Annotated in this window: 10 protein-coding genes; 4 read left to right on the forward strand and 6 right to left on the reverse strand. The window is 62.3% G+C overall.

The features are described 5' to 3' along the window. Positions 1–8 precede the first annotated feature (8 nt). The 3 genes from EJ076_RS14320 to EJ076_RS14330 are packed head-to-tail and all read left to right on the forward strand — an operon-like array spanning position 9 to position 2,617. Positions 9–605, forward strand: a complete 597-nt coding sequence (locus EJ076_RS14320; RefSeq protein WP_109661992.1) for a dimethylamine monooxygenase subunit DmmA family protein — start codon at positions 9–11, stop codon at positions 603–605. Beyond that, complete coding sequence (locus tag EJ076_RS14325) at positions 602–1,567, forward strand: PDR/VanB family oxidoreductase (protein WP_126068314.1); 966 nt, start codon at positions 602–604, stop codon at positions 1,565–1,567. The genes EJ076_RS14320 and EJ076_RS14325 overlap by 4 nt, the downstream gene beginning before the upstream one ends. 9 nt (positions 1,568–1,576) lie before the next feature. Next, positions 1,577–2,617 (forward strand): DUF3445 domain-containing protein, encoded by a 1,041-nt coding sequence (locus tag EJ076_RS14330; protein WP_126068315.1) that lies wholly within the window; start codon positions 1,577–1,579, stop codon positions 2,615–2,617. A gap of 168 nt (positions 2,618–2,785) precedes the next feature. Here EJ076_RS14330 and EJ076_RS14335 read toward each other — a convergent pair whose 3' ends face one another. Further along, a complete protein-coding gene (locus tag EJ076_RS14335) occupies positions 2,786–3,502 on the reverse strand; it encodes an XRE family transcriptional regulator (protein ID WP_109661999.1) in 717 nt (238 codons plus the stop codon). A gap of 259 nt (positions 3,503–3,761) precedes the next feature. Here EJ076_RS14335 and EJ076_RS14340 point away from each other — a divergent pair, with 259 nt between their 5' ends. Beyond that, positions 3,762–5,120: an NAD(P)/FAD-dependent oxidoreductase gene (locus EJ076_RS14340; RefSeq protein ID WP_109662001.1), complete on the forward strand. Its 1,359-nt coding sequence runs from the start codon at positions 3,762–3,764 to the stop codon at positions 5,118–5,120. Positions 5,121–5,135: 15 nt separating this feature from the next. Here EJ076_RS14340 and EJ076_RS14345 read toward each other — a convergent pair whose 3' ends face one another. From EJ076_RS14345 to EJ076_RS14365, 5 genes are all read right to left on the reverse strand, one after another. Beyond that, on the reverse strand, positions 5,136–7,118 hold the full coding sequence (locus EJ076_RS14345) for an ABC transporter permease subunit (protein WP_126068316.1): 1,983 nt from the start codon (positions 7,116–7,118) through the stop codon (positions 5,136–5,138). Then, positions 7,115–8,200: a glycine betaine/L-proline ABC transporter ATP-binding protein gene (locus EJ076_RS14350; protein ID WP_126068317.1), complete on the reverse strand. Its 1,086-nt coding sequence runs from the start codon at positions 8,198–8,200 to the stop codon at positions 7,115–7,117. The genes EJ076_RS14345 and EJ076_RS14350 overlap by 4 nt, the downstream gene beginning before the upstream one ends. A 78-nt stretch (positions 8,201–8,278) precedes the next feature. Then, entirely contained in the window at positions 8,279–9,253 is a 975-nt protein-coding gene (locus EJ076_RS14355; protein ID WP_109662009.1) for an ABC transporter substrate-binding protein, read from the reverse strand. 419 nt (positions 9,254–9,672) lie between these two features. Then, positions 9,673–10,437 carry an SDR family oxidoreductase gene (locus EJ076_RS14360; protein ID WP_126068318.1) on the reverse strand — a complete coding sequence of 255 codons (765 nt, stop codon included), beginning with the start codon at positions 10,435–10,437 and terminating at the stop codon, positions 9,673–9,675. An 80-nt stretch (positions 10,438–10,517) separates the two neighbouring features. Beyond that, positions 10,518–11,387 (reverse strand): DUF427 domain-containing protein, encoded by an 870-nt coding sequence (locus EJ076_RS14365; protein ID WP_126068319.1) that lies wholly within the window; start codon positions 11,385–11,387, stop codon positions 10,518–10,520. Positions 11,388–11,448 lie beyond the last annotated feature (61 nt).

Here is an 11,448-nt window from a genome sequence, read left to right on the forward strand (position 1 = left end):
AGACTTAAATGGCAGCCAAAAGTATCATCAGCCGACCCGTTTACGGAACCTTGTCTCCGCAGCCCGGCAAGCATCATCTTTTCATCGCGGATGCGGAAGGGGCGCTGGCGATAGCGGAGATGGCCGAGAGGGCGCCGCCCGGGTTTTTCGACGACGCCGAAATCGTCTTCATTCCTGGGCCTGACGGCAACCACATCGCCGCGCTCGACGCGCTGAAACCGGCACAGTTTCATCAGGCGCCGTCCTTCGCCAGCCTGCTGCCACGGCTCAGGCAGACACTCGCCAATGCGCATATGGGCCTGCGCCTTTACCTCTCGGGGACCGAAGGCCTGATCGGCCAGGCGATGCAGGTAGCGCTCGAGGCCGGCATCGACCACACCTCGATCCAGACCGAGCACCGCGGCTCGCTGGCGCGGCGCATGCAGTGCGTGCACTGCAAGGGCATCACCGAGAATGTGACCACGCAGCCGGCGACCTGCGCGCATTGCGGCCTGCTGCTTCTGGTGCGCGATCACTATTCCAGGCGCATCGCCGCCTTCCAGGGCGTCTGCATCAATGCGGAAGATCGCTCAGAGATTCCTCCGATGGAGGAGATTTTTCGATGAGCACCGGAACAACAAAACTCGATGTCGTGGTCAGCGATGTCGTCCCGGTCAACGATCTGGTCACCCGCTTCCATTTCCGCCGGCGCGACGGCGAGCTTTTGCCGACCTTTTCCGGCGGTGCTCATGTCGTGGTCGAGATGCGCGATGGCGAGCGGACCAGGCTCAATCCCTATTCGTTGATGGGCTCGCCGCTCGACACGCGCGAGTACACGATCTCCGTGCGCCGCGACGATGTCGGCCGTGGCGGCTCGCTGTTCATGCACCGGAATGTCCGGCCCGGCATGGAGATGGTGGTCAGCTATCCGGTCAATCTGTTCTCGCTCGACCTGCGCGCCAAAAAGCATCTGATGCTGGCCGGCGGCATCGGCATCACGCCATTCATGGCGCAGACCGCGCAACTGGCGGCGGAAGGCGGCAATTTCGAACTGCACTACACCTGCCGCACCGCATCGCTCGGCACCTACGCCGATGTGCTGCGCGAGCGCTACGACCGCCGGGTCAGGCTCTATCATGACGACCTTGACGAGCGCATCGAACTCGACCGGTTGCTGTCGACGCAGCCGCTCGGTACGCATCTCTATGTCTGCGGTCCGGCGGGGATGATCAACTGGGTGCGTGACCGCGCGGCAAGCTTCGGCTGGCCATCGGAGACCGTGCATTTCGAGCATTTCGCGGCACCCCAGCCCGGGCTGCCGTTCGACGTGACGCTTGCCGTAAGCGGCAAGACGATCCGCGTCGATGAACAGCAGAGCCTGCTCGAGGCGATCGAGGCGGCCGGCGTCGATCCGCCCTATCTCTGCCGCGGCGGCGTCTGCGGCCAGTGCGAAACCAACGTCATCTCTTCGGACGGCAAGTTCATCCACAACGACCACTGGCTAAGCGAGGAAGAGCACCGTTCGGGCAAGAAGATCATGCCGTGCGTATCGCGCTTCGAGGGTCGGTCGCTGGTGTTGGAAAGATAGGAGGCGAGCTTGGGAATCACCTTTCGCAAGGAAACGTTCCGCGACGACTTCACCTTCAAGAACAGCCCTGAGCACATCAGGCGGTTCCCGTTTCCGTTCCACGAAGACGCCTACATGTATGCGGTCAACATCGAGCCGCATGTCGTCGGGCCGAAGGGCAGCGTGCTGGAAAACCTGATCGACGTCGACGAGCACTATGTCGCCGAGATGCAGGACCGGGCGCTGGTGCTGGCCGAGGATCCGTTGCGTTGCCAGTCGCTGCCGCACATGACGCTGGCCGGCTGGGACCTGCTCGAGCTTTTGATGGAGCAGCAGGCACTGGGCTATCCCGAGCATTTCACGCTGACCCGCGACGGCGACCGCTGGCGCTGGATCAACCGGCCGCTCGGCATCGACGACACCTTCACCTTCGGCGACACCTCGACGCTGCCCTACGGGCCGATGGAATACATCACCCGGCAGAGTCAGGGCGATTTCTGCATCCTCGACCAGCGCGACGGAAATTTATGGATGGATGCCGGAATGGTCACCACCCAGGCCGACTGGTCGCTCGATTTCGACATCGGCATGAACTTCTTCGAATGGCACGCGCCGGTGCCGCTGGCGCATGAGAAGGGGATTTTCGTCAGGGCGCTGAAGTTCCTCACCAACATCCAGCAGGGCAAGCCGGCGCGGCGCCTGAATTGGACGATGACGATCAATCCACGCCTCGACACCAGCCCGGAAAATTACCACAAATGGGGACCGGACCGGGCGACGGTGACGCCGGAGAATGTCGGCGACAAGGTGCATCTGCGGGTCGAACTGCAGAGCTTCTGGCGCCTGCCGCGCTCGAACGGCATCGTCTTCCCGATCCGCTGCTATCTGATCAAGATGGACGAATTGGTGACGCAGCCGAAATGGGCACGGCGCCTGCACCGCGTCATCCGCGACCTGCCCGACGAACTCGCCAACTACAAGGGCCTGACGCGCTATCGCCCGGCGCTGGTCGAATGGCTGTCGAAGCACGACGACGGCAGTGCGACCAGTTCGGGGTTTGGGCCGGATTGAGCAAGGCCCCCTCATCCGGCCGCTATGCGGCCACCTTCTCCCTGAGGGGAGAAGAGATCGCCAACGCTGGCGCCAGCCTCCTCTCCCCTCGGGGAGAGGTCGGATTGCCCCGAATTGCCCTTCGCAATTCGGTTGGCAATCCGGTTGAGGGGGCTGCTTGCGTCCCGCTTAGCCCGCGCTCTGCGGATAGCAGATGATCGACAGATAGCGCATCGGCAGCTTCGTCAGTTGCTCCGGCCCGTGCGGCGCGTCGGCGTCGAAGAACAGGCTGTCGCCGGGCTTCATCGGGTAGAGGTTGCTGCCGTGCCGGTAAACGACTTCGCCTTCGAGCATGTAGAGGAACTCCATGCCCTCATGCTGGAAGGTCGGGAACACGTCGGAATCCTCTGTCAGCGTGATCAGATAGGGTTCGACGACGACGCCGCTGGTGTTCGAGCCGATATGGCCGAGCAGATTGTACTGGTGGCCGGCACGGGTGCCCCGGCGCTCAACATCGAGCCCTTGGCCGGCCTTGACGAAGACGGCGCTGCGCTCTTCCTCGAAGCGGCGGAAAAAGGCAGTGACCGGAACGCCGAGCGCCCGCGACAGCGCCTGCAAGGTGGTCAGGGAGGGCGAGGTGATGCCGTTCTCGATCTTCGACAGCATGCCCAGCGAGATGTCGGTGGCGACCGCGAGATCAGCGACAGTGATGCCGAGCTTCTTGCGGAAGGCGCGCACCTCGCGGCCGATCGCGACCTCCAGCACTTTCTCGCGGGTGTCGCGAATGGCATGCGGGTTCTGCGTCAGCGGCGCGCGGATGGTTTTCCCGTCGGCCGAGACCTTTGGCAGCGGTTTGGCTTTCGCGGCCGCAGGACCAGCCTTGGTATCGGAAACTGTCTTCGCCATGTCGCCCCCGGCACTCTGCGGATTTATTTCACTCTAGGTGAACATGTCAGGTGCCGATACAGCAGCGCAACTGCGACGGCAAGTCGCCTGAAAGCGCATGCGCACGATCCGGCGTTTGGCCGCGTCTGTTTTTTCGCAGGAAATCCACCGCGGCGGAACCCAGTTTCAGCACCGGACTGTTGACAGTACGAAAGGGCGAATTACTGTCCCTGTGAGTGAAATTTGTTTCGTAAGAGCAATTCAGATCGGGAGGCCTGCCATGAAAAGTCGCGTTGCCGTCATCGGAGCCGGCCCGTCCGGCCTGGCACAGCTCAGGGCCTTTAAGTCGGCGGCTGACAAGGGCGCCGACATTCCAGAGATCGTCTGCTTCGAAAAACAGTCGGACTGGGGCGGCCTGTGGAACTACACCTGGCGCACCGGCCTCGACGAGCATGGCGACCCGGTGCACGGCTCAATGTACCGCTACCTCTGGTCGAACGGACCGAAGGAGTGCCTGGAATTCGCCGACTACACCTTCGAGGAGCATTTCGGCCGGCCGATCGGCTCCTACCCGCCGCGCGCCGTGCTGTGGGACTACATCAAGGGCCGCGTCGAAAAATCCGGCCTGCGAAAATGGGTGCGCTTCAACAGCCCGGTGCGCATGGTGACGTTTTCGGACGAGACGAAGAAGTTCACAGTCACCGCGCATGACCGCACCAATGACGTCACCTATTCGGAAGAGTTCGACAATGTCGTCGTCGCCTCCGGCCATTTCTCTGTGCCCAACGTACCCTATTTCGAGGGTTTTTCGACCTTTAACGGCCGCATCCTGCACAGCCATGATTTCCGCGACGCGATGGAATTCAAGGGCAAGGATATCCTGATCATCGGCCGCTCCTATTCGGCCGAGGACATCGGCTCGCAATGCTACAAATACGGCGCCAAATCGATCACCTCCAGCTACCGCTCGAAGCCGATGGGCTTCAAATGGCCTGACAATTGGAAAGAGGTGCCGCTGCTGCAGAAGGTTGTCGGCAAGACCGCGCATTTCAAGGATGGCACCACCAAGGATGTCGACGCCATCATCCTGTGCACCGGCTATCTGCATTCCTTCCCCTTCCTCACCGACGACCTCAAGCTCAAGACCGCCAACCGCATGTGGCCGCTTGACCTCTATGAAGGCGTCGTCTGGGAAAAGAACCCGCAGCTCTCCTATATCGGCATGCAGGACCAGTTCTACACCTTCAACATGTTCGACGCGCAGGCCTGGTTCGCCCGCGACGTCATCATGGGCCGCATCAAATTGCCGTCGGCCGAGGCGATGGCGGAGCATGGCGCGAAGTGGCGCGCGCGCGAGGAAACGCTCGAAGACGCAGAGCAGATGATCTGGTTCCAGGGCGACTACACCAAGGAATTGATGGACCAGACCGACTATCCCGGCTTCGACGTCGAGGCGGTCAACCAGACCTTCATGGAGTGGGAGCACCACAAGGGCGAAGACATCATGAGCTTCCGCGACCACGCCTATCGCTCGCTGATGACCGGCACCATGGCGCCGCTGCACCACACGCCATGGCTGCAGGCGCTGGACGATTCGATGGAGAGCTATCTCGAGGTGAAGGGCGTGGCGGCGGAGTAGGGCGGCGCGCCTCGGCTACCCCAGCCTTGCCCTGGCCTTTGCAGTCCAGGCGCTGAACAGCCGGTCGGCGACGATGCCGATGAAGGCGATGGCGAGACCCGCGACGATGCCGCGGCCGGAATCGGCCTTGGACAGCGCGATGAACACTTCCTGGCCGAGATCGCGGGTGCCGACCATGGCGCAGATGATGATCATCGCCAGCGCCATCAGGATCGTCTGGTTGACGCCCAGCATGATCTCCGGCAGCGCCAGCGGCAATTGCACGCGAAAGAAGGTCTGGCGCGGCGTGCAGCCCGAAACCTTGGCCGCTTCGATCAGCGCCGGCGGCACCTGCCTGATGCCATGATTGGTGTAACGGATCGCCGGCACCACGGCGAAGGCTATCGTTGCGATCATCGCGGTGACGTCGCCGACCCTGAACAGCATCACCACCGGAATGATGAAGCAGAAGGACGGCAACACCTGCAGCGTGTCGATGACCGGTGTGACGATCTTCTCGAAGCGGTCGCTGCGCGACGCCATCAGGCCGATGGGGATGCCGATCAGGCAGGCGATGAAGGCCGAGATGCCGCAGAGATAGACGGTCGCCATGGTCTTTTCCCACAGCCCTGTGACGGCGCAGAAGGCGGTCAGTGCTGCGACCAATACGGCCAGGCGGAAGCCGCTGAGCTGATAGCCGGCAAGGCCGAGCAGGAACACCGCACCCAGCCACGGAAACCCTTCGCAGAAGGCGCGCAGCGGGTTCAGCAGGTTCAGGATGAGCGCCACGCGAAACGCTTCGATCGTGTCGAAGAAATTGATCGTCACCCAGTTCACCGCCGCCTTCCACAGCGGGGCCGTGGTGAAGGTGATCGCTTTCGGCACCGCCGCGAAGGCGGGAACGAACAGGCCGAGCAGCGTTGTCACGACAAGGATGGCGATGGCCAGCGTCAGGTTAGGGTGGCGCCGCCAGAGGCTCGGGCTCATCTCCTGATGGACATGGCCCTTTGCCTGCTTGTGCGCGATGGCCTGGCTCAGCCGGTCGAGTGCGATCGCGAGCGCCACGATGGCAAGGCCCGCTTCCATCGCCTCGCCGACCTTCAGCGCGCGCAGTGCGAGAAGCACGTCGTAGCCGAGACCACCGGCGCCGATCATCGAGGCGATGATGACCATGTTCAGCGCCAGCATGATCACCTGGTTGACGCCGATCATCAGCGTCGGCCGCGCCGACGGCAGCAGCACTCGCCACAGTTTCTGCCGCGCCGTGCAGCCGGCCATCTCGCTGAAATCGTCGATCTCTGACGGCACCCGCGACAGGCCCAGCATCGTCGCCCGCACCATCGGCGGGGTGGCAAAGATGGCGGTCGCGATCATCGCCGAGACCGGGCTGTTGCCGAACAGCAGCAGCATCGGGATCAGGTAGGCGAAGGTCGGGATCGTCTGCATCAGGTCAAGGGCAGGGGAGACAATGAGCCTTTCGGCCCATGGCTTGCGCCACGCCCAGATACCGGCGAACAGCCCGGTGACGATGCAGAACGGCACAGCGATGGAGATCAGCCCGAGTGTCAGCATGGCACTGGTCCATTGGCCGAACAGCGCGATGTAGAGGAAGCAGCCACCAACCAGCAGGCTGAGTTTTCTGCCGCCAACGGCATGTCCGGCGAGGAAGGCGGCAGCGCAGACGCCGACCCAGGACAGGCGCGGCAGGACATAGGCATCAGCGCCGTGACCGATCTTGAAATTCTTGGCCAGCAGATTGAGCGCGAAATCGAGTGGCACGCCGAGCACCGCGGTGATCGAGCGGGTCAGCCACGACAAGTTGGACTTGATCCAGCGCATCAGCGCGCTGACCCAGTCGGCGACAGGCACGACGGCACTTGCCGGGTAGTTGACGGCCCAGGGCAACCTGTCCTGCAGCAGGAAAACGACAAGCACGGCGGCAAGCGCTGCCGCCCAGACCAGCAGCCAGACCTGAACCGGCCGCGACCGCGTCTCGCTGGCGCTCGCGGTCACCGTCATGCGCCGGCCCTTGAACGATCAATGCCGGCCAGCAGATCGATTACCGCTTGCGGCGTCACTTCGCCGATGGGCTTGCCAGTGCCGTTGATCACCGCGAACGGCTTGTTGGCGGCTACGATACCGGCCGAGAAGCTGGCGATCTTGGCATCTGGGGCAATGGTGCCGCCATGCTCCGAGCCGTCGCAGGCGCGCATCAGGCTGCGTGCCGAAATCACCTTGGCGCGGTCGACGTCGCGGGTGAACTCGGCGACATAATTGGTGGCCGGATTGACCACCAGCTCTTCCGGCGTGCCGACCTGGATGACCTCGCCATCCTTCATGATGGCGATGCGGTCGGCCAGTCGTATGGCCTCGTCGAAATCATGGGTGATGAAGACGATGGTCTTGTGCAGCATGGTCTGCAGCCGCATCAGCTCGTCCTGCATTTCGCGGCGGATCAGCGGATCGAGCGCCGAGAACGGCTCGTCGAGGAACCAGATTTCCGGTTTTGTCGCCAGGCTGCGGGCGATGCCGACACGCTGCTGCTGGCCGCCGGACAGCTCGCGCGGATAGAAATGCTCGCGACCCCTTAAGCCGACAAGCTCGATGACCTCGCGCGCCCTTGCTTCGCGTGTCGCCCGGTCCTGCCCCTGGATGCTGAGCGGAAAGGCGATGTTTTCCAGCACGTTGAGATGCGGCAGCAGGGCAAAGTTCTGGAACACCATGCCCATCCGGTGTCGCCGCAATTCGATGAGTGCTGCATCCGAGATCTTCAGCAGGTCCTTGCCCTCGAATTCGACCTTGCCGTGGGTCGGCTCGACCAGCCGCGACATGCAGCGCACCAGCGTCGACTTGCCGGAGCCCGACAGGCCCATGATGATGAAGATCTCGCCCTGGCGGATTTCGAGGTCGACGGCGCGCACCGCGCCGACCAGCCCGGCAGCGGTGACATCGGCCATGCTGGCCTTGCCGTCGCGTTCGCGGATGAAACTGGTCGCATTCGATCCGAACAGCTTCCAGACATTGCGGCAGGCAAGCTTTATCGGACGGACATCTTTTGGCGTGCCCGCCACGATTGGCTCCTGTTCAGTCTTGTCCGACATTCAAACGTCCTTCTGGAACATCAAGAAGTGAGGCCCGGCTGATCAGGCAGCCGGGTCTCATTTTTCCAGTCGGAACGATCACTGCGCCCAGGCTTTCCAGTCTTTCTCATGAGCGGCGATCCAGGCCGCGGCGACGTCTTCCGGCGTCTTGCCGCCGAGATCGATCTCGCCGCTCATCTTGTTGAGCTCGTCGGTGTCGATCGTGTAGGCCTTTGCCACCTTGTAGGCGACCGGCCATTTGTCCTTCATGCCGGACCAGGAGTACTTCCAGATCTCGCCATGCGGCTTGCCGCAGTCATATTTGGCGTCGGGGTTCACGCCCCATTTCGGGTCGTTGTAGCACTCGGGCGTGTATTCGGGGAATTCAACCCACTCGCCCTTGTACTTGGCCGGCGCCCAATGCGGCGAATAGATCCACAGCATGATCGGCGCCTTGCGCTGATAGGCCGAGTCCAGTTCGGCGAACATCGCCGCGTCGGTGCCTGCATGGATGACGGTGAAGGGCAGTTTCAGTGCCTCGACGCGTTCGTCGTCAAAGCCTTCCCATGTCACCGGGCCGCCGAGATAGCGCCCCTTCGGCGCGGTCTCCGCCGTCGAGAAGGCTTCGGCGCATTTCGGATCCTTCAGCGCTTCCCAATTGGGCAGGCCGGGGCATTTCTCCTTCATGTATTCGGGAAACCACCATTCTTCCTTGGCCTTCGGTCCAAGCTTGCCCAGCCGCTCGGTTTGGCCGGTGGCATCGGAGGCTTTCATGGCCTCGCCGGCGGTCGTGTCCCAGAATTCCAGGCCGACATCGAGATCGCCGTTGGTGAGGCCTGTGGTCAGGCTGGAGAGGTAGTCGGCTGTCGGATATTCGACGGTGTAGCCGAGCTTTTCGAGGATACCGCCGAGGATCTTGGCGTTGAGATTGACGCTGGTCCAGTCGAACAGCGCGATCTTGATCGGGTCATTGGATTCGGGTGCGGCGGCTTGGGCGGAAGGTGTCAGTGCACTCGCCGCGGCGAGTGCGAAGGCTCCCATTGTTAAGTTCGAAATCACACTGCGAAGTGACATGCTTGTTCTCCTTCAAGCTGTGAAAATTATCGTTCGTTCCCTTCTTGCGGCTTTTCTTGATTGTGTTGGAAAGGCTGGTCTTTGCGCAAGGCCGTCGGCGCCAAATTGTTGCCCCGGCTTTGGCCAGCGCAGGCAAGATGGTGCTCAATCTCGGTGATGATGGAACAGGACTCGAGTGTCGGCGTCATGACTGCCGACGGATCGCTGCGGGAGCGGTCATCTGCGGATCGATTGCCAGTCTTGCGGCGCCCTGCAAGGTGCGAGCCATCAAGGTCCCATGTTCTCGGCTGTCGACCCGGCAAGCCCCATCTCGCCAAGGCCGTTTCATAGGATGAAATTATATATACCAAGGTTCATGTCGCGCAACGACTAACACCTCGCGAGGCGTATAAATTCAGACTGCAGGCGAAGTCGAACCCTTACCAGCAGACGTAGCCGCCATCGACAATCAGGTCGAGGCCGGTGACGAAGCTTGCGGCGCGACTGGCAAGGAACACCGTCGGTCCGACCATCTCCTCCGGCGCCGCCATGCGTCCCATCGGCGTGTCGCGCTTGAAGATCTTCACTTCTTCCGCCACCTCAGGCCGTTTGTTCATCGGCGTCAGCGTGTAACCCGGGCTGATGACATTGACGCGCAGTCCGCGGTCGGCCCACTCCATGGCGAGGCTCTTCGACATGTGGATGACGGCGGCTTTCGAGGAATTGTAGTGCGCTTGCGTCAGCCCCCGGTTGACGATGGTGCCTGACATCGAGGCGATGTTGATGATCGAGCCCTTGCGTCGCGCCAGCATCTTGCGCGCTTCGGCCTGACAGGACAGGAAGACGCCGGCGACATTGACCTCATGCACCCTCTGCCAGGTCTCCAGCGGCATCGTCTCGGCAGGTTCAGAGCCGGCAATGCCGGCATTGTTGACGGCGACGGTCAGCGCGCCGAGTTCGGCCTCGATGCGATCGATCGCCGCCGCGAGATCACTCTGCGACGTCACCGTGCCTGTCAGCACCAGCGCCTTGCGGCCGAGCGCCGTGATCCGGTGGGCCGTTTCGTCCAGCCCACCTTTTGATGCATGGCCAAAACAGGCGACTTCGGCGCCTGCCTCGGCCAGTCCGATCGCGATCGCCTGGCCGATGCCGCTACCGGCGCCAGTAACCAGCGCGACATCGCCGTCCAGCTTGAAAAGATCCATCGATAGCCCTCCCTGTCTCAGGGAGCGTATGCGCTGAGCCGTGCTTCGATCAAGCGCCCGCACGCAAGCGGCTTCGATGCTCAGAAATAACCGCTCGACGCGGCCGTGGCTTCCTTCGGGATTTCGACGCCATCGACCAGGATCTTGTCGACCAGTTCGTGGTGGAAGCAGACCAGCCCCTTGATGCGCTCCGCCTCGTGCACCGGCTCGGGATAATACCAGACGAGGTTCTCGTGGCGCTTGGCCTTGGTCGTCACGTGATAATAGTTGGAGATGCCCTTGTAGGGACAGCGCGAGATGTAGCGGCTGGGCGCAAACATATCGAGCCGCGTGTCGGCGATCGGCAGATAGTGGCGCACCGGATGGCCGGTCTCGAACAGAAACACGCCGCGGCGTGAATCAGCGACCTGTTCGCCGTCGAGGATGACCTGCACGCGCCGCGAGGACGGCAGGCAGTCGACCCGGCGGAACGGATCGCGGGCGTGGACGAAGATTTCTTCGTCCTCCTCGAACCAGTGGCCCATCTTGCTCCAGGTGAACGACATGTAGTCCGATATCGGCGGACAGCCCTTGACCGGATCGAGGTAGCGCCAGGCCGCGTCCTCGACCAGCGTGATGCCGGTGTTGAGCGAATAGTGGGTGGCTATGCCCTTGAAGGGGTCCTCTGTCGTCGTCTTGCTCGGCAGCAGGAACTCCTCGCGAACGTCGCCGATCGGGAAGTAGTAGACCGGCAGGTGATCGGATTCGTAGAACACCAAGGCGTTGGTCGTATCGGCGACGGTCATTGACCCCACCTGCACACGCAGGCGCTTCTGCGTGGGCATGGTGAAGGCTATATAGCCCGGCTCGAATTCGTACTGCACGATGGTGTCGAGTAAGGGAAAATGCGGCCCACGGCCGCGCAGATGGGGCTTGCGAATGGTAGTCTCCCGTTTCTTTTCTTTTGTCATCGAGCGTTGCCGCAAAGCGAGATAAGCCTGTATCGGGCCGTTAAGTCGAAGAGGGCTTCGG

It is taken from the genome of Mesorhizobium sp. M7D.F.Ca.US.005.01.1.1 (assembly GCF_003952545.1).
Lineage (GTDB): Bacteria > Pseudomonadota > Alphaproteobacteria > Rhizobiales > Rhizobiaceae > Mesorhizobium > Mesorhizobium loti.

Coding starts and splice junctions, on each gene's coding strand:
- EJ076_RS14360 (WP_126068318.1), bottom strand. CDS start 10,437: ATGGATCTTTTCAAGCTGGACGGCGATGTCGCGCTGGTTACTGGCGCC.
- EJ076_RS14325 (WP_126068314.1), top strand. CDS start 602: ATGAGCACCGGAACAACAAAACTCGATGTCGTGGTCAGCGATGTCGTC.
- EJ076_RS14345 (WP_126068316.1), bottom strand. CDS start 7,118: ATGACGGTGACCGCGAGCGCCAGCGAGACGCGGTCGCGGCCGGTTCAG.
- EJ076_RS14355 (WP_109662009.1), bottom strand. CDS start 9,253: ATGTCACTTCGCAGTGTGATTTCGAACTTAACAATGGGAGCCTTCGCA.
- EJ076_RS14365 (WP_126068319.1), bottom strand. CDS start 11,387: ATGACAAAAGAAAAGAAACGGGAGACTACCATTCGCAAGCCCCATCTG.
- EJ076_RS14335 (WP_109661999.1), bottom strand. CDS start 3,502: ATGGCGAAGACAGTTTCCGATACCAAGGCTGGTCCTGCGGCCGCGAAA.
- EJ076_RS14350 (WP_126068317.1), bottom strand. CDS start 8,200: ATGTCGGACAAGACTGAACAGGAGCCAATCGTGGCGGGCACGCCAAAA.
- EJ076_RS14340 (WP_109662001.1), top strand. CDS start 3,762: ATGAAAAGTCGCGTTGCCGTCATCGGAGCCGGCCCGTCCGGCCTGGCA.
- EJ076_RS14320 (WP_109661992.1), top strand. CDS start 9: ATGGCAGCCAAAAGTATCATCAGCCGACCCGTTTACGGAACCTTGTCT.